At 65.8% G+C, this 17,725-nt stretch carries 19 protein-coding genes; 12 read left to right on the forward strand and 7 right to left on the reverse strand.

The window, feature by feature from the left end; translation table 11 throughout:
• Positions 1–147: 147 nt before the first annotated feature.
• Positions 148–744 (reverse strand): cysteine hydrolase family protein, encoded by a 597-nt coding sequence (locus JVX91_RS15270; protein WP_024765423.1) that lies wholly within the window; start codon positions 742–744, stop codon positions 148–150.
• Between the two features lie 179 nt (positions 745–923).
• On the opposite strand from JVX91_RS15270, the gene prmB reads away from it, so the two are divergent.
• The gene (gene prmB, locus JVX91_RS15275) at positions 924–1,838 is read left to right on the forward strand and encodes a 50S ribosomal protein L3 N(5)-glutamine methyltransferase (RefSeq protein WP_205335052.1); all 915 of its coding nucleotides are present in this window, start codon (positions 924–926) and stop codon (positions 1,836–1,838) included.
• Between the two features lie 201 nt (positions 1,839–2,039).
• Here prmB and JVX91_RS15280 read toward each other — a convergent pair whose 3' ends face one another.
• Entirely contained in the window at positions 2,040–2,825 is a 786-nt protein-coding gene (locus tag JVX91_RS15280) for a hypothetical protein (protein ID WP_205335053.1), read from the reverse strand.
• A 48-nt stretch (positions 2,826–2,873) separates the two neighbouring features.
• Complete coding sequence (locus tag JVX91_RS15285; RefSeq protein WP_205335054.1) at positions 2,874–3,905, reverse strand: alpha/beta fold hydrolase; 1,032 nt, start codon at positions 3,903–3,905, stop codon at positions 2,874–2,876.
• 122 nt (positions 3,906–4,027) lie between these two features.
• Here JVX91_RS15285 and aroC point away from each other — a divergent pair, with 122 nt between their 5' ends.
• The 6 genes from aroC (at position 4,028) to JVX91_RS15315 (ending at position 8,657) form a co-directional block, all read left to right on the forward strand.
• On the forward strand, positions 4,028–5,119 hold the full coding sequence (gene aroC, locus JVX91_RS15290) for a chorismate synthase (RefSeq protein ID WP_205335055.1): 1,092 nt from the start codon (positions 4,028–4,030) through the stop codon (positions 5,117–5,119).
• Positions 5,120–5,174: 55 nt separating this feature from the next.
• A complete protein-coding gene (locus tag JVX91_RS15295) occupies positions 5,175–6,335 on the forward strand; it encodes an MFS transporter (RefSeq protein WP_205335056.1) in 1,161 nt (386 codons plus the stop codon).
• Complete coding sequence (locus JVX91_RS15300; RefSeq protein WP_205335057.1) at positions 6,319–6,945, forward strand: methylthioribulose 1-phosphate dehydratase; 627 nt, start codon at positions 6,319–6,321, stop codon at positions 6,943–6,945. The genes JVX91_RS15295 and JVX91_RS15300 overlap by 17 nt, the downstream gene beginning before the upstream one ends.
• Positions 6,946–6,992: 47 nt before the next feature.
• Positions 6,993–7,538, forward strand: coding sequence for an acireductone dioxygenase (locus JVX91_RS15305; protein WP_205335058.1), 546 nt, complete (start codon positions 6,993–6,995; stop codon positions 7,536–7,538).
• A 182-nt stretch (positions 7,539–7,720) separates the two neighbouring features.
• Positions 7,721–8,404 (forward strand): acireductone synthase, encoded by a 684-nt coding sequence (gene mtnC, locus JVX91_RS15310; protein WP_205335059.1) that lies wholly within the window; start codon positions 7,721–7,723, stop codon positions 8,402–8,404.
• 61 nt (positions 8,405–8,465) lie between these two features.
• Complete coding sequence (locus JVX91_RS15315) at positions 8,466–8,657, forward strand: PLD nuclease N-terminal domain-containing protein (protein WP_205340019.1); 192 nt, start codon at positions 8,466–8,468, stop codon at positions 8,655–8,657.
• Positions 8,658–8,968: 311 nt separating this feature from the next.
• Here the strand turns inward: JVX91_RS15315 and JVX91_RS15320 are convergent, their stop codons facing one another.
• Positions 8,969–9,496 carry a dihydrofolate reductase family protein gene (locus JVX91_RS15320; protein WP_205335060.1) on the reverse strand — a complete coding sequence of 176 codons (528 nt, stop codon included), beginning with the start codon at positions 9,494–9,496 and terminating at the stop codon, positions 8,969–8,971.
• A gap of 67 nt (positions 9,497–9,563) precedes the next feature.
• Between JVX91_RS15320 and JVX91_RS15325 the strand changes: the two genes are divergently transcribed.
• Positions 9,564–10,142, forward strand: a complete 579-nt coding sequence (locus tag JVX91_RS15325; RefSeq protein ID WP_205335061.1) for a helix-turn-helix domain-containing protein — start codon at positions 9,564–9,566, stop codon at positions 10,140–10,142.
• A gap of 24 nt (positions 10,143–10,166) precedes the next feature.
• The gene (locus JVX91_RS15330) at positions 10,167–10,700 is read left to right on the forward strand and encodes a methylated-DNA--[protein]-cysteine S-methyltransferase (protein WP_240201599.1); all 534 of its coding nucleotides are present in this window, start codon (positions 10,167–10,169) and stop codon (positions 10,698–10,700) included.
• 9 nt (positions 10,701–10,709) lie between these two features.
• Here JVX91_RS15330 and JVX91_RS15335 read toward each other — a convergent pair whose 3' ends face one another.
• On the reverse strand, positions 10,710–11,186 hold the full coding sequence (locus tag JVX91_RS15335) for a methylated-DNA--[protein]-cysteine S-methyltransferase (RefSeq protein WP_205335063.1): 477 nt from the start codon (positions 11,184–11,186) through the stop codon (positions 10,710–10,712).
• A gap of 2 nt (positions 11,187–11,188) precedes the next feature.
• The gene (locus tag JVX91_RS15340) at positions 11,189–12,094 is read right to left on the reverse strand and encodes a DNA-3-methyladenine glycosylase (protein WP_205335064.1); all 906 of its coding nucleotides are present in this window, start codon (positions 12,092–12,094) and stop codon (positions 11,189–11,191) included.
• 180 nt (positions 12,095–12,274) lie between these two features.
• Between JVX91_RS15340 and speE the strand changes: the two genes are divergently transcribed.
• From speE to JVX91_RS15355, 3 genes are all read left to right on the forward strand, one after another.
• Positions 12,275–13,135, forward strand: a complete 861-nt coding sequence (speE, locus tag JVX91_RS15345) for a polyamine aminopropyltransferase (RefSeq protein WP_205335065.1) — start codon at positions 12,275–12,277, stop codon at positions 13,133–13,135.
• A 293-nt stretch (positions 13,136–13,428) separates the two neighbouring features.
• Entirely contained in the window at positions 13,429–15,504 is a 2,076-nt protein-coding gene (locus JVX91_RS15350) for an LTA synthase family protein (RefSeq protein ID WP_205335066.1), read from the forward strand.
• A gap of 217 nt (positions 15,505–15,721) precedes the next feature.
• Entirely contained in the window at positions 15,722–16,507 is a 786-nt protein-coding gene (locus JVX91_RS15355; protein WP_205335067.1) for a sulfite exporter TauE/SafE family protein, read from the forward strand.
• Between the two features lie 140 nt (positions 16,508–16,647).
• On the opposite strand, the gene JVX91_RS15360 is transcribed toward JVX91_RS15355, so the two are convergent.
• Positions 16,648–17,664, reverse strand: coding sequence for an AraC family transcriptional regulator (locus JVX91_RS15360; RefSeq protein WP_205335068.1), 1,017 nt, complete (start codon positions 17,662–17,664; stop codon positions 16,648–16,650).
• Between the last annotated feature and the right edge of the window lie 61 nt (positions 17,665–17,725).

Genomic DNA, 17,725 nt, shown 5'->3' on the forward strand with positions numbered 1-17,725 from the left:
AGGCTATGACCGGCCGGGATGGGTGGGGTTCCAACCCCGGGGTCGGGAAGCGTGGCGAACCCACGATTCGTGCGGGTTCGCGGGTGCTGCGGCTAAGCTGAGCCCAGCCCTGGCCGGTTGTCGCTGCCGCCCGTCGGGACGGTTGTATCAGACCAACGCCTGGGCCTGGGCCACCACGGCGGCGAAGTTGTCGCCCAGGGCGGCGATTTCGGCACGGTGCAGGTCGCGAGCGGCCAGCACGCCACCTTCCGGAGTGGGGATATCGCGGGTGGCGCAGGCGGCATCCACCAGGGTGCAACGGTAGCCATAATCCTTCGCCGCGCGGACGGTGGTGCTGATGCTCGAATGGGTCATGAAGCCACAGACGATCAGGTCCAGGCGGCCGCCGGCCTGCAGGCGGTCATGCAGGTCGGTCCCGGCGAAGGCGTTGGGCAGGCGCTTGTCCACCACCACTTCGCCCGGCAGCGGGGCCAGTTCCGGCAGGAAGCGGCCACGCGGGCCCTGCGGATCGAGCAGGCCGCCGACCACGCCCAGGTGGTGTACGTGGACGATCGGGGTCCCCATGGCCCGGGCCGTCTCCAGCAGCAGGCGAATCTGCGCCACCGCCGCATCCAGGTCCGGCAGCGCCAGCACGCCGCTGCGGTACTCCTCCTGCGCGTCGATGATCAACAGAGTGCTCTGGCGCAGGGTGGCCGGCGGATATCCGCGCCCACTGATCTGCAGCATGCTGAGCGGAAGGGACATGTCTGGACTCCTGTAAATGCATGTTCACTCATTGTGGGCCGTAACGCGGCTGCTGTGAATCTTTGCGAACGCGCGCCAAAGTGGTATTGGCATTCTTCTGTGGAAAGGGCAGGAGGCGCCCCAGAACCTCCCTGTTCCGCTAGAATGCGCCCCTTTTGCGAGCTGCGAGGACTGCCGCCGTGACCGAATCCCGTTTGCTGACCCTGCGTGACCACATCCGCTGGGCCGTCAGCCGCTTCCACGCCGAGGAATTGTTCTTTGGCCACGGTACCGACAACGCCTGGGACGAAGCCCGCCAACTGGTGCTGGGCGCACTGCACCTGCCCTGGGAAATGGCCGACGCCTACCTGGATTGCTGTCTCGAGGACGAGGAGCGCGAATACCTGATGCACCTGCTGCGTCGGCGTATCGAGGAGCGCGTACCGACTGCCTACCTGCTGGGCGAAGCCTGGTTCTGCGGGATGCCCTTCGTGGTGGACGAGCGCGTGCTGGTGCCGCGTTCGCCCATCGCCGAGCTGATCGAGCGTCGTTTCGAGCCCTGGCTGGCGCACGACCCGGCGCGCATTCTCGACCTGTGCACCGGCTCGGGCTGCATTGGCATCGCCTGTGCCAGTGCCTTCCCGGAATCCGAGGTGGTGCTGGGCGACCTGTCGTTCGACGCGCTGGAAGTGGCCAACATCAACATCGAGCGCCATGAGTTGGGCGAGCGCGTCTACACCGTGCAGGGCGACGGCTTCGAAGGCCTGCCGGGCCAACGTTTCGACCTGATCGTGTCGAATCCGCCCTATGTCGACGCCGAAGACTTTGCCGACATGCCCGCCGAGTACCACCACGAGCCGGAACTGGGCCTGGCCTGCGGCAACGATGGCCTGGACCTGGTGCGGCGCATGCTGGCCGAAGCCGCGGATCACCTGACCGAGCGCGGTACGCTGGTGGTAGAAGTCGGCAACAGCCAGGTGCATGTGGCGGCGCTCTACCCGGAAGTGGACTTCACCTGGCTCGACTTCGAGTACGGCGGCCATGGTGTATTCCTGCTCTCGGCACAGCAGTGCCGCGAGCATCAGGAGCTGTTCAGGATGCGCGTAAAGACCTGATCCACATCCACGGAAGCGATGAACCTGTAGGAGCGAGCAAGCTCGCTCCTACAAAAGAACGCTTCGGCGTGGGGCTCGGCCCATCGCAGACGGAGTCCGCTCCCACGCAGAGATCGGCTTTGGGTAGGAGCGGACCTTGTCCGCGATTGTCCACCGGCAGCGCCGAACGGTCGGCGCGAGGCGTCGAAGGCACGCCACGCCTCAGTGCGTGGCGATCCAGATCAGCAGCCCGGCCTGGAACACCGCGAATACCGTCAGGCACGCAATGGTGAAGCGCAGGCTGGTGTCGTCGCGGCGGAAGGTTTCGATGCGGTGCTCCAGGCGGCGGATTTCGTTGGCCTGGGTGGCGAGGTTCTGGTCGGCCTGTTCCAGCATGGCGCCGGCTTCCAGCAGCGGCACGATCTGCACCTTGTCCTTGTGCCAGTCGTCATACAGTTCGCTGACCCGGCCGACGCTGTAGCGCGCCTTCAGCAGCCGCGAGTCGTCATAGATCACATCGAAGCCCTGGGCGCGCAGGAAGTGGTCGCGGCGCTGCCGGGCCTCTTCGTTGGGCGCGTCCTTCATCGCCAGCGCGCCGCCCTCGACACGGTAGTGCGACCACTTCTTTTTCGCCCAGGCCACTCCCTGGGCCAGCAGAAATCGCCCCAGGCCGCGGTTCAGCGGTTCGGTAGTGAAGCCCGAGTCGGCGCCGAAGCGCACTTCCTTGTTGCGGTGGTCCGCCCAGACCTCCAGCAGGTTCACTTCCTTGCGCAGCACCTGGCCGGGCACCTGAACGGTCAGGCGCAGCAGGCTCTGCTCGCCGTTGTGGCGTTCGACCCGCCCCAACTGCACGAAGCGCAGCGGCCGCGCGCCCGTGGTGCGGTCGGTGGGCAGTGGCGCCAGGCGCAGCAGGCGATAGTGTTCCGGCGCCAGCTCGGCCCAGGGATGCGGGCGGGCGGCGGCGCTGTCGTCGGCCGCGACGCCGGCGGTCTGTTCGGTTTCTGTCATGGGGATCTACCTCGGGCCCGGTGGGCGTGACCAGGGCGTTCCCGTGGTTTATCGACGCACCGGCGGATTTCTTGAGACGCTCGCTCCAGATGGCGCCTCAACGGTCGCCAGCGTGCCGCCGGGCAACCCCTGCGCCTTCTGCACGAAGGCCGTGATGCGCTGCACCAGTTCGCGGGCCAGCGGCAGGTTGGGGTTGTTGTAGGAGGCGAGCTGTTGCGGACCGCTGGTCGGGACGATGCGCAGGATATGGTTCATTCCCGCGATCAGGTGGAAGTCGCTGTCCGGCTTGGCGCGCTTGAGCGCCTCGGCGTCCTCGATGCCGACCTGGATGTCGTTGGTGCCCTGCAATATCAGGGTGGGCAGCTTTAGTTCGGCGAAGGCCTTCGCCGGGACCTGGCGGAACAGCGAGATCAGGTAGGGCTGCACACTGGGACGGAACAGCACTTTCAGCGGCTCGGGCACCTTGGGCTGCAATTGCCCGGCCTGCAGCGTGTCGATCAGCTGGTCGGCTTCGGCCAGCAACGGCGGAGACAGCCGGCCCTGCAGCTGTTCGCGCAGCACATCACCGATGGGACGGGCGCTGCCGGCCAGGGCAACCAGCGCCTCGGCGTGGGTTTTCGGCGCGGCCAGGCTGGCGATCAGCGCGCCTTCGCTGTGGCCGACGAGAACCTGCCGGCCGAAGCGCGGGTCGTGGGCGAGCTTGTCGCTCCAGGCCACCACGTCGCTGACGTAGGCCTCGACGCTGAGTTCTTCTTCCCGGGGCGCCGCGGGCAGGCTGCGGGCCACGCCGCGCTTGTCGTAGCGCACGCTGGCGATGCCGTTTTCCGCCAGCGCCTCGGCCAGTTTGCGCAGGTAGGCGTTCTGCCCGCCTTCCGGGTTGTTGCCGTCGCGGTCGGTGGGCCCGGAGCCGGCAATCAGCAGGACGACCGGCGGAGGTGTATCGACCTGCGGCAGCAGCATCGTGCCGCGCAGCACGCCGTGGCCGGTGTCCAGATCGTACGGACGCTGCAGGATGCTGGTGGGGGCGGCCTGGGCGAGGCTGGTGAAAAGACAGAAGAGGAGCAGGGCGAGACGGCGCATCGAAAACTTCGCGATGGGGCTGATGGCGCTTTGATCCTCGCGGGCGGCGAAGGTTCGCAGGGCGGATTGACGCAGGTATACTGCTCGGCCTTTTCGATACCAGTCTTTTCGCGGAGCCTCGCATGTCCGGCAACACCTACGGCAAGCTGTTCACCGTCACCACCGCTGGCGAAAGCCACGGCCCGGCGCTGGTCGCCATCGTCGACGGCTGCCCGCCCGGCCTTGAGATTTCCCTGGAAGACCTGCAGCGCGACCTGGACCGCCGCAAGCCCGGCACCAGCCGCCACACCACCCAGCGCCAGGAAGACGACGAGGTGGAAATCCTCTCCGGCGTGTTCGAGGGCAAGACCACCGGCACCCCGATCGGCCTGCTGATCCGCAACACCGACCAGAAGTCCAAGGACTACTCGGCGATCAAGGACCTGTTCCGCCCGGCCCACGCCGACTACACCTACCACCACAAGTACGGCATCCGTGACTATCGTGGCGGCGGCCGTTCCTCGGCGCGCGAGACCGCCATGCGCGTAGCCGCTGGCGCCATCGCCAAGAAGGTCCTGGCGAGCATGGGCATCAGCGTGCGCGGCTACATGAGCCAGCTCGGCCCCATCGAAATCCCCTTCAAAACCTGGGACAGCGTCGAAGAGAACGCCTTCTTCAGCCCCGACCCGGACAAGGTGCCGGAGCTGGAGGCCTACATGGACCAGCTGCGTCGCGACCAGGATTCGGTCGGCGCGAAGATCACCGTGGTCGCCGAAGGCGTGCCGCCGGGCCTGGGCGAGCCGATCTTCGACCGCCTGGACGCCGAACTGGCCCACGCGCTGATGAGCATCAACGCGGTGAAGGGCGTGGAAATCGGCGCCGGCTTCGCCAGCGTCGCCCAGCGCGGTACCGAGCACCGTGACGAGCTGACTCCCGAAGGCTTCCTGTCGAACAATGCCGGCGGCATCCTCGGCGGTATTTCCAGCGGCCAGCCGATCATCGCCCACCTGGCGCTCAAGCCGACTTCCAGCATCACCACCCCCGGCCGTTCCATCGATGTCGACGGCAACCCGGTGGAGGTGATCACCAAGGGCCGCCACGACCCGTGCGTGGGCATCCGCGCCACGCCCATCGCCGAGGCGATGATGGCCATCGTGCTGCTCGACCATCTGCTGCGCCATCGCGCGCAGAACGCCGACGTGAAGGTCGGCACTCCGGTCCTCGGCCAGCTCTGACCGACCTGAGCCTTCCGCGAGCCAGCCGGTTCGCGGAAGGTTCGTCGCGCCGCCGATGACTCAGGTTCCCTACTGGCGGCTGTCCAGTTTCTACTTCTTCTACTTCTGCCTGCTGGGCGGGACGGCGCCGTTCCTCGCGCTGTATTTCCATCACCTGGGTTTCTCCGCGCCACGCATCGGTGAGCTGGTGGCGATCCCCATGCTGATGCGCTGCGTGGCGCCGAACCTGTGGGGTTGGCTGGGCGACCGCAGCGGCCAGCGGCTGGCCATCGTGCGCTTTGGCGCGGTGTGCACGGCGCTGTGCTTCGCCGGCATCTTCCTCGGCCACAGCTATGCGTGGCTGGCGCTGATCATGGCCGGGCACGCCTTCTTCTGGCACGCGGTGTTGCCGCAGTTCGAGGTAATCACCCTGGCGCACCTCAAGGGGCGCACGGAAACCTACAGCCGCGTGCGCCTATGGGGTTCCATCGGTTTCATCTGCACCGTGGTCGGCCTTGGCTGGCTGTTCGAGTTCGCCAGCCTGGATGCCTATCCGCTGGCGCTGCTGGCGATCATGCTCGGCATCGTCGGCGCCAGTTGGTGGGTGCCGAATGCCCAGCCACCGGCGCGACAGGATGAGGCCAGCGCGGGCGGCTTCCTGAAACAGTTGCTCAAGCCCGGTGTGCTCGCCTTCTACCTGTGCGTATGCCTGATGCAGCTGTCCCACGGCCCGTACTACACCTTCCTGACCCTGCATCTGGAAGCGCTCGGCTACGCCCGCGGGCTGATCGGCCAGCTCTGGGCGCTGGGGGTGGTGGCCGAGGTGCTGCTGTTCCTGGTCATGCCGCGCCTGCTCAAGCGCTTCTCCCTGCGCCAGGTGCTGGCGGCGAGCTTCCTGCTGGCGGCCTTGCGCTGGCTGCTGCTGGGTACGCTGGCCGGGCACCTGCCGGTGCTGCTGTTTGCCCAGTTGCTGCACGCGGCGACCTTTGGCAGCTTCCACGCCGCCGCCATTCATTTCGTCCAGCGCAGTTTCCAGGCGCGCCAGCAAGGGCAGGGTCAGGCGCTTTACGCCGCGCTAGCCGGCACCGGTGGCGCGCTCGGTGCGCTTTACTCCGGCTACAGCTGGGGTAGCCTTGGGCCGGCCTGGACTTTCGCCATCGCCAGCATCGCCGCGCTGGCCGCCGCCTTCATCATCTGGACCCGTCTGAACGAGGACCCGCATGAACGACACCCGTGAACAGCTGACCCGGCAGATCATCGACGCCGGCCGCTTCCTCTATGGCCGTGGCTGGTCGCCGGCCACCAGCAGCAACTACTCGGCGCGTCTGGCGGCCGACCGCGCGCTGCTCACCGTCTCGGGCAAGCACAAGGGCCAACTCGGCGAAGACGATGTGCTGGAAACCGACCTGGCCGGCAACAGCCTGGAGCCGGGCAAGAAGCCTTCGGCGGAGACTCTGCTGCACACCCAGCTCTACGCCTGGCGCCCGGAGATCGGCGCGGTGCTGCACACCCATTCGGTCAACGTCACGGTGCTGTCGCGCCTGACCGCTGGCGACCGCCTGGAGCTGGAAGACTACGAACTGCAGAAGGCCTTCAGCGGCGTCACCACCCACGAAGGCCGCGTCACCGTGCCGATCTTCGACAACGACCAGGACATCGCCCGCCTGGCCGCCAAGGTGCAGCCCTGGCTGGACGCGCATCCGGACTGCCCCGGGTACCTGATCCGCGGCCACGGCCTGTACACTTGGGGGCCACGCATGGCCGATGCCCTGCGCCAGATCGAAGCCTTCGAATTCCTCTTCGAATGCGAACTGAAAGTACTGAGCCTTCGCGGCGGCACGCGCTGAGCGAATCCGGCCCGCTTTTGAGAAAAAAGCCCAGAAGGATAACGACCATGAGCAGCCTGACCGTCTACCACGAATCCAACCCCGAGCAGCCACTGAAGCTGCTGACCCACGCCGAGGACATCGCTTCCACCCTGGGTGAGCTGGGCGTGCGCTTCCAGCGCTGGGCGGCGAATGCCCCCATCGTCCCCGGCGCCACCCAGGAAGAAGTGATCGCCGCCTACCAGCACGAGATCCGCCGCCTGCAGGAAGAGGAGGGCTATGTCACCGTCGACGTGGTCAGCCTCACCGCCGACCATCCGCAGAAGGATGAACTGCGCGCCAAGTTCCTCGATGAACACCGCCATGGCGAGGATGAAGTGCGTTTCTTCGTCGCCGGTCGCGGCTTGTTCACCCTGCACATCGAGGATCACGTCTACGCCGTGCAGTGCGAGAAGAACGACCTGATCTCGGTGCCCGCCGGCACCCGCCACTGGTTCGACATGGGCGAACGCCCGCACTTCGTCGCCATCCGCCTGTTCAACAATGCAGAAGGCTGGGTTGCGAAATTCACGGGTGATGAGATCGCCAAGCGTTTTCCGTTGCTGGAAGACTGACAGCGCTTTCAATTGCTCTTGTCCCGGCGTTTTGCCGGGATTCGCGGACAAGGTCCGCTCCTATGGTGGGCGTGGTGCGCTTTGTAGGAGCGGAGCTTCTCCGCGATGGGTTTGCCCCGGTGTTGCCGGGATTCGCGGACAAGGTCCGCTCCTACGAAAGCCACCGTTGCACTGGAGTCCCCATGCCAATCAAAGCCATCCTCACCGACATCGAAGGCACCACCAGCGCGGTCAGCTTCGTCTTCGATGTGCTCTTCCCCTACGCCGCCGCGCACCTGCCGGACTTTGTGCGCGAGCATGCCGACGAGCCGGCCGTGGCCGAGCAACTGGCTACCGTACGCGCCGACAGCGGTGAGGCGAACGCCGACACCGAGCGCTGCATCGAAATCCTTCTCGGCTGGATCGCCGAAGACCGCAAGGCCACGCCGCTCAAGGCACTGCAAGGCATGGTCTGGGCGCAGGGCTACCGTGCCGGCCAGCTCAAGGGGCACGTCTACCCGGATGCCGTGGATGCCCTGCGTCACTGGCACGCCGAGGGCTACCGGCTGTACGTCTATTCCTCCGGCTCGATCCAGGCGCAGAAGCTGATCTTCGGCTGCTCCGAGGCGGGCGACCTGACACCGCTGTTCTCCGGCTACTTCGACACCACCAGCGGGCCCAAGCGCGAGGTCGAATCCTACCGCCGCATTGCCGCCGCCATCGGCCTGCCCGGCGAGGACATCCTCTTCCTTTCCGACATCGTCCAGGAGCTGGACGCTGCGCAGCAGGCCGGCCTGCAGACCATCGGCCTGGCCCGCGAAGGCGGCGTACTGGAAGGCCACGACACCGTGGTAAGCTTCGCAGTGATCGATCCCGCGCGAGTCTGAGGAAGGCCGGGGGTTGGCAGGCTACGCTGAAGGAACCAATCCCAACCGCGAGAACCTCATCATGGGCTCGACCCTGAGTGGCCTGATCAGTCTGATCATCTTCGCCCTGGATATCTGGGCCATCATCAACGTGGTCAGAAGCGTCGCCGAACTGCCGATGAAGATCATGTGGATTCTGGTGATCGTCATCCTGCCGGTGCTCGGGCTGATTATCTGGGCCATTGCCGGGCCCAGGGGCAATGTAAAGATCTGATGGAGCGGTTGCTTCCTGTCTCCTTTGGGGAGTCCGTACCAAGTATCTCCCTCACCCCGGCCCTCTCCCTTCGGGAGAGGGCTTTTGAAATCGTAGAAGCAACTGTCTTTATCTGGCGCATCTGAGCTGGGCGTTCCCCTCTCCCCAACCCTGGCTGCGCGCCCCGCTCCGAAGGGAGAGGGAGCTGTTCGTGCCGACTGACACTGCGGTTTCCCCCTGTTCCGAACGGTCCCCTCTCCCGCTTGCGGGAGAGGGGACCTTGTAGACGCGGACTCTGTCGGTGATCGCACCCATGGCGGCGCTCCTACCCTTCAATCGAACCGATAGTGCATCCGCACGCACCCCGGTTCGATGACCTTGGCCGACAGCAGCGTCGGCGACACCCGCAAGCCGGTGGCGGGGAACAGCGGATAACCGCCGCCGATGATCTCCGGCATCACGTAGATCTCCAGCTCATCCAGCGCCCCGCGCTCCATGAAGGCCATCTGCAATTGGCCGCCACCGAGCATCCACACGTTGCCGTCGTCCAGCGCGCGCAGTTCCGCGATCAGCGCATCGACATCGCGGCGGGTTTCCAGCGCGCCCTTCGGGTTGTCGATAGGACGGGACGTCACCACCAGCACGCGCTTCGCGCCGTAGGGCCAGGGACTGGGATCGGCCGCGAGGAAGTCGTAGGTCGCGCGGCCCATGACGACCGTACGAATGCCCTGGAGGAACAGGCCATAGTCGTGTTCGCCCAGTTGCAGTTGATCATGCCTGAACAGCCAGTCCAGACCGTGCTCCGGGGTGGCGATGAAGCCGTCGAGGCTGGTGGCGATGTAGCCGAGAATCCTGGCCATGTTGAGTCTCCGTGGGTAAGCTCTGTATTAATATATAAATGAATGTTCATTTATAAAAGAGGATGACATGGCCCGGACCAAGACGGTGAGCGACGAAGCGATACTGGATGCCGCCATGGCGTTGATGGTGCGCGAGGGGCCGGAGGCGGTGACCTTCGCCGGCGTGGGCCGTGAGGTCGGGCTGTCCGCCGCGACGCTGGTGCAGCGGCACGCAACCAAGGCTGATTTCCTGCGTGCCGTGTTGCTGCGCGCCTGGGATCAACTGGATGAGCAGACCGCACGTCTCGACGAAAGCGCCGAGTTGAGCCCGGAGGGCGCGGTGCGGATGCTGGTGGCGATGTTCCCCGTGGGCGAGGGTGAGACCGATTACGCGGAGGGGTTGCTGATCCTGCGCGAGGACATGCGCGATCCGCTGTTGCGAGAGCGCGGCGCCCAGTGGGGCGTCGCCTTGGCAACGGCACTGGGGCGGCGCTTGAGCGACGATCCGCAACGGCAACAGGTACTTGGTCGCCTGATGGCCAGCCAGTGGCAGGGCGCGCAGCTCTGGTGGGCCTTCGAGCGCCGGGGCACCCCGGCCAGCGCTATCGGCACCGAGCTGCGACGCTGGTGCGAGGTGGTGCTGAAGGCGGAAAGAGTTGCGGGATAAGGCTCAGGGATGGAGACTCGTTCGATGCATTACTGCCTGATCGAAACAGACCTCGGCTGGTTCGGGCTCGCCTGGAGCCCGCAGGGGATCACGCGCGCCTATCTGCCGGGAGACTCCGTACACAGCGTGCGCGAGCGCTTCGACACGCTCGGCAGCGAAACCGCGCACTGGCCTGCGTTCATCGACGAGGCGCGCCAATTGATCCTCGCTTATGCGCGGGGCGAGGCGGTGTCCTTCGACAGCCTGCCGCTGGACCTGTCGGCGGTCAGCGATTTCCACCGTCGCGTCTACGACGACATCCTCCAGTTGGGTCGCGGCGAGACCACGACCTATGGCGAGATCGCCCGGCGCCTGGGCGATGTCGGCTTGTCCCGCGCGGTGGGGCAGGCGATGGGGTCCAATCCGATCCCGCTGATCATTCCCTGCCACCGTGTGCTCGCCAGCGGCGGCAAGACTGGCGGTTTCTCCGCACCGGGCGGCAGCACCTCGAAGATGCGCATGCTGGCGCTGGAAGGTTTCCAGGACCCGCAGGCCGCGCAGGCTTCCTTCGATTTCTAGGCCGGACTTCTAGGCGGTTTCCAGCGCGCCTTCCAGGCGCAGCAGCAATTCCTTGCGCGGCAGGCCGCCGGCGTAGCCGGTGAGGCTGCCGTTGCTGCCGATCACCCGATGGCAGGGCACGATGATGCTGATGGGATTGGCACCGTTGGCCGTGCCCACCGCACGGATCGCCCTGGGCCGACCGATGCGCCGCGCCAGTTCCGCATAGACGGTGGTGTAGCCGTAGGGAATCTCCAGCAGCGCTTGCCAGACCTGGCGCTGGAACTCGGTGCCACCGGTGTTCAGTTTCACCTCGAAACGCTGGCGCTTGCCGGCGAAATACTCGTCCAGCTGGCGCGCCACGTCGTCCAGCAGCGGGCTGCCTTCGTGCCAGTCCGGCTGCGGATAGTGGCGGGTCTCCAGGTCCATGTAGAGCATTCGCAGGCCACCTTCGTCGCCGGCCAGCAGCAGGCGGCCAGTGGGGCTGTCGTGATAGCGGTAGTGCATGGTCATCCTCCGGTGCGGCCGGCCTGGGAGTAGGCGTGCCAGAGATAGACGGCGGCATAGGCGCGCCAGGGGCGCCAGGCTTCGGCGCGGCGTTGCAGCTCGCGGGCGGTGATGCCTTCGCTGCCCCACACCGGCGACTTGAGCAGGCCAAGGTCGGCGGTGGGGAAGGCGTCCGGATCGCCGAAGGCGCGCAGGGCGACGTACTCGGCGGTCCAGGGGCCGATGCCGGGGAGGGCGCAGAGACGTTTCACCAGGTCTTCCGCGCCATCATCGATGTGCAGGGCCAAGGCGCCGCTGGCGCACGCGGCGGCGAAGCGTTGCAGGGTTTCCACGCGCTTGCCGGGCATGCCGATGCCAGCGAGGTCCGCGTCGGCCAAGGCCTGGGGCGTAGGGAACAGTCGGGTCGGTTGGCCTTCACAGTCGCCGGGCAACTCTTCACCCAGGCGCTGCACCAGGCGTCCGACGATGGTGACGGCGGCCTTCACCGTGACCTGCTGGCCGACGATGGCGCGCACGGCCTGCTCGAACGGATCGAAGGCCGTGGGTAGGCGCAGGCCGGGCGCTTGCAACAGAAGTGGGGCAAGCAGCGGGTCGGCCTGGAAATGCTCGGCGATATGGAGCGGATCGCTGTCCAGGTCGAACATCTTGCTCACCCGCGCCGCCAGTGCTTGTGCGTGCTGCGGTGCGAGGTGGATGTCCAGTTCGAGCTCGGCGCTGTCTTCCAGCGGGCGTACGCTGAACCAGCCGATCTCGCTGCCCACGCGCACGCTGCGAGCGTAGCGGCGGGGCGACAGGCATTCGACGCCTGCGAGGCTGCGCAGGGCGAAGTGGTCATGGAACTGCTTCCAGTCCCAGGGCGCGCGGTAGGGCAGGCGGATGCACTGGGGCAGGGGGAGAGTGTTTTTCATGGGGCGACATTACCTGCTGGGCGCGCGGCTGTCCTCCCGTGGCTGACTTTCAAACTGCCCTGGAGGCCTCACCGACGACATGGGTTCGACCTGTCATGTTCGGGCACGTAGAATGCGCGCCTCTTTCGGGGCGGCCCGGCCGTCCCCTCCTAGTGTCTTGTCCCGACGGGAGCCCACTGCATGCACGATTACCAGGAAACCCTCTACGACGGCTATGGCCAGCGTTTCAGCGTCGACAGGATGCTCCACGAGGTGCGCACCGAGCACCAGCACCTGGTGATCTTCGAGAATGCCCGCATGGGCCGCGTGATGGCGCTGGACGGCGTGATCCAGACCACCGAGGCCGACGAGTTCATCTACCACGAGATGCTCACCCACGTGCCGATCCTCGCTCACGGCAACGCCAAGCGCGTGCTGATCATCGGCGGCGGCGACGGCGGCATGCTGCGGGAGGTGTCCAAGCACGCCAGCGTCGAGCACATCACCATGGTCGAGATCGACGGCACCGTGGTCGACATGTGCAAGGAATTCCTGCCTAACCATTCCCAGGGCGCCTTCGACGATGCGCGCCTGAACCTGGTGATCGACGACGGCATGCGCTTCGTCGCCACCACCACCGAGAAGTTCGACGTGATCATCTCCGACTCCACCGACCCCATCGGTCCGGGCGAGGTGTTGTTCTCGGAGAACTTCTACCAGGCCTGCCACCGCTGCCTGAACGACGGCGGCGTGCTGGTGACCCAGAACGGCACGCCCTTCATGCAACTGGACATCGTGCGCAATACCGCCGGGCGCATGAATGGCCTGTTCGCCGACTGGCACTTCTACCAGGCGGCCGTACCGACCTACATCGGCGGCTCGATGACCTTCGCCTGGGGCTCCACCAATCCGGCGCTGCGCAAGGTCGATGCGGCTACCCTGTCCCAGCGCTTCGCCGCCAGCGGCATCGAGACCCGCTACTACAACCCGGCCATCCACCAGGGCGCCTTCGCCCTGCCGCAGTACGTGTTGCAGGCCATCGGCAAGCCGGTCAACGACTGATCGCTCCCGCGCCGCCGCCAGGGCAGGGCGGCGGCGCTTGCCCGACATTTTCTTCACACCCCATCCGGCACTATGCCCGCCGTCAGGCGGTCCCACCTGGGCCGACGCGCAATTGCATCATCCCGAAACGATTGCCAGGTTCAGCTTAATGTCTGCTTAAGCGGTACCGAATAGAATGCGCCGCCGCTGCTTTTGCGGTGTAATGCCGCAGCCTTTCGCGCTCGCGCGGGCAGCCGTTCTGTCCGTAAAGACGACGCACCTTAGAACCCGAACGTTCACAACGGAACCAAGAAATGGGCCAATCAGAAGTCCTGACCAACCGCCAGACCGGTGCGAGCCTCACGCGGCCGACCGTGTCCAGCCACCTGGCGTTCACCGCGCTCAGCGTCGTCACGCTGATGGTGATGTACTCCCTGCTGCGCCTTGCGCTGTTCATCTATAACCGCGAACTGATCGGCAGCACGCCGGCCTCCACCTTTGTCGAGGCATTCCTCACCGGCATGCGCTTCGACATCCGCGCCGTGGTCTACATCGTCGCGCCGCTGGTGCTCGCTATCGCCAGTGTTCGCGCCATGGGCTGGCGCTGGCTGTGGAAGGCCTGGCTGACCGTTGCCGCGAGCCTGACGCTGTTCCTCGGCGTGCTGGAGATGGACTTCTACCGCGAGTTCCATCAGCGCCTGAACAGCCTGGTCTTCCAGTACATGTCCGAAGACCCGAAAACGGTCATGAGCATGATCTGGTACGGCTACCCGGTCGTCCGCTACCTGCTGGCCTGGGCCTTCGCCACCTGGCTGCTGTACATGCTGTTCCGCGGCATCGACCGCGCCACCCGCCCGGCCGCCAGCGGCCCGTCGGCGGCGGCCTGGTACATCCGTGTCGCCGTGCTGCTGGTGATGATCGTGCTGTGCGTCGTCGCCGCCCGCGGCACCCTGCGCCAGGGCCCGCCGCTGCGTTGGGGCGATGCCTTCACCACCGATTCGCAGTTCGCCAACCAGCTTGGCCTGAACGGCACCCTGAGCCTGATCAAGGCCGCCGAGAGCCGCTTCTCCGAAGACCGCGACAATATCTGGAAGTCGACCCTGCCGCAGGACCAGGCCCTCGCCACGGTGCGCCAGATGCTGGTGATGCCGGACGACAAACTGGTCGATGCCGATGACGCGCCGGTACGCCGCGACTACACGCCGCCGGCCAATGGCACCCTGCCGGTTAAGAACGTCGTGGTGATCCTGATGGAAAGCTTCGCCGGCCACTACGTCGGCGCGTTGGGCGCTCCGGGCAACATCACGCCGTACTTCGACAAGCTGAGCAAGGAAGGGCTGCTGTTCACCCAGTACTTCTCCAACGGCACCCATACCCACCAGGGCATGTTCGCCACCATGGCGTGCTTCCCCAACCTGCCGGGCTTCGAGTACCTGATGCAGACGCCCGAGGGCGGCCACAAGTTCTCCGGCCTGCCGCAGCTGCTGTCGGCGCGCAAGTTCGAGGACGTCTACGTCTACAACGGCGATTTCGCCTGGGACAACCAGTCCGGCTTCTTCGCCAACCAGGGCATGACCTCCTTCATCGGCCGCAATGACTTCGTCAATCCGGTGTTCTCCGACCCGACCTGGGGCGTCTCCGACCAGGACATGTTCGCTCGCGGCAACGAGGAGCTGGACAAGCTGGAAGCCACCGGCAAGCCGTTCTATGCGCTGCTGCAGACCCTGTCCAACCACGTGCCCTACGCGCTGCCCAAGGACCTGCCGGTGCAGCCGGTCACCGGCTACGGCAGCCTGGACGAGCACCTGACCGCGATGCGCTACTCCGACTGGTCGCTCGGCCAGTTCTTCGAGAAGGCCAAGAAGTCGCCGTACTACAAGGACACCATCTTCGTGATCGTCGGTGACCACGGCTTCGGCACTCCCGAGCAGTTGACCGAGATGGACCTGTTCCGCTTCAACGTGCCGCTGCTGGTCATCGCTCCCGGCATCCAGGAGAAGTTCGGCGCGACCCGCGATACCGTCGGCACCCAGATCGACATCGTGCCGACCATCATGGGCCGCCTGGGCGGCGAAGCGCGCCACCAGTGCTGGGGCCGAGATCTGCTGAACCTGCCGGAAGGCGACAAGGGCTTCGGCATGATCAAGCCCTCGGGCAGTGGCCAGGACGTGGCGCTGGTCTACGGCAATCGCATCCTGATCAAGCCCAAGGAAGGCGACATCCGTGTCTACGATTACAAGCTGGGCAAGGACTTCGGTGTTACCCGCATCGAAAACACCCCCGAGCAATCGCAGATGAAGACTCGCCTGGAGTCCTTCATTCAGACCGCCACCCAGGCCTTGCTGGACAACAAGACCGGCGTGGTCGATGGCAAGCCTGACGTGAAGTGATCGATGACTGAGTAAAAGGGGCCTTAGGGCCCCTTTTTCTTGCCTGTCGTTCCGCCTGGAGCGCCATTCCAGATGAGACGGCGTGGAAATGGCCGATCACAGAGTCAGCAAAAGACAGTTATAAAGTAAGACCGCATCGGTCTAATGGATTATAAGAAAAGCCAGTATCCTCCCGCGCACACCACGAGGTGATCGTTTCGCCAGTCAGGACGCGTAGATGGATTTCGGCAATATCGGGTTTGTAGTCGCGGGTCTTGTCGTAGGCTTTATCGTTGGGATGACCGGTGTCGGCGGCGGTTCGCTGATGACGCCCATCCTGCTCTGGTTCGGTATCAACCCTGCCGCCGCGGTGGGCACCGACCTGCTCTATGCCGCCATCACCAAGTCCGGCGGCGTCCTGGTTCACCGCAAGAGCGACAACATCGACTGGCGCATCACCGGCTGGCTGGCCCTGGGCAGCGTCCCGGCGGCGGCGCTGACGCTGTTGTTCCTGCACAGCCTGCACACCGACACCGCGGCCATGAACGCCGTGATCAAGAACGCCCTGGGCGTCGTGCTGCTGCTCACCGCGCTGGCCGTGCTGTTCAAGAAACAGGTACTGGCCTTCGCTCAGCGCCATGCCGGTGACAGCTTCCACTTCAGCGGTCCCCGGCTGAATACCCTGACCGTGATCACCGGCGCCATCCTCGGCGGCATGGTCGCGCTGACTTCCATCGGCGCCGGCGCCCTTGGGACCGTCGCGCTGTTCATCCTCTATCCCTTCCTCGCCACCCGCCGTCTTGTCGGGACCGAGATCGCCCACGCCGTACCCCTGACCCTGGTCGCCGGCCTCGGCCACGCCAGCATGGGCAACATGGACTGGGGTCTGCTGGGCTACCTGCTGATCGGCTCGCTGCCGGGCATCTACGTCGGTAGCCACCTGGCCGGGCGTATTCCGGACGGCGTGCTGCGTCCGTGCCTGGCGCTGATGCTGGCGATGATCGGCTACAAGCTGGTCTTCTAAAACCTGTCTACGATCTGCTGCGCGTCGGCCGTAGGGCGTTGGAAAGCGCCCTCAGATGCTCATTTACAGAACGTAAACTCCGCTCTTCGGGCGTTTTCCGCCTACTACGGCTCTAGCTCGCAAGATCGTCAACCGGTTTTCTAACTGCGGCGGAAACGCCCCGGCGTCACGCCTTTCCAGCGGCGGAAGGCGTGGATGAAGTTCGACACCTCGCCATAGCCGAGCCGCTCGGCAATTTCCTCCAGACGAATCGCGCCCGTGGCCAGCAACTCCTCGGCCAGCGCCTGGCGCACCTCATCCAGTAGTGCGCGATAGCTGCTGCCTTCGGTTTCCAGCCGACGGCGCAGCGTGCGCGATGTCATGTGCAGTTCGTCCGCCAGTTGCTCCATGTCCGGCAGTCGCCCCGGCGTTCCCAGCAGCCGATCGCGGATCTGCCCGGACAACCCGGTGCGCTCCTGACGCCGGGCGAGCAGGGCGCGGCATTGTTCCTCGCAGCGTCGCGCCACTTCCGGGTTGGCGCCCGGCAGCGGCATCTCGAGGATGTGGCTGTCGAAGACGATGCGGTTCTCCGCCTGACCGAAGAGCGGTTTCACCCCCAGTTCATCGATGTAGGGCTGCAGGTCGGCCGGCGCCTCGCGGCGGAACAGTGCCGGGCGGATCGGCGGCGGCTGGTTGGTCAGGTCGCGCTGGATGCGCAGCACGCCACCGCCGTCGCGGTCGATGAGGAAGTCACGCAGGTCTTCCGGCACGGCCGCATCGTCCAGCACCAGGTGCGCCTCGCCGTCGTGTTCCTCCAGCGTCATGCGGTGGAAGGCATAGGTCAGGTCGAGGTAGCGCAAGCCCAGGTGCGCGGCGCTGAGGAAGGTCGAGCTGCTGAGCATCGCGAAGCCCCAGATGCCGTAGGTGTTGAGGTGATAGCGCAGGCCGGCCTTGAGCCCGATGCCGGGGCGCTGGCCAATGTGCCGGTTGATGTTGCGCACCAGCTCCAGCTCCTGGGTCGCTTCGACCTCGGCGCCGGGGTCGGCGAGCACGCCGATGTCCAGGCCGGTGCCATCCAGGCATTGCTCCAGGGCCATGCCGTGGTCGAGGGCGAACTGGGTCATGAGCTGCACGCTGATGGCGCTGCGCCGGGGTGACCAGGGTGGGGTGGCTGGCATCACGTCCTCTGAGGAAGCGGTTCTTCTGAAGAAAATTCGCTGACCGAAAGTCACAATTTTA

Source organism: Pseudomonas sp. PDNC002 (assembly GCF_016919445.1).
Taxonomy (GTDB): Bacteria; Pseudomonadota; Gammaproteobacteria; order Pseudomonadales; family Pseudomonadaceae; genus Pseudomonas.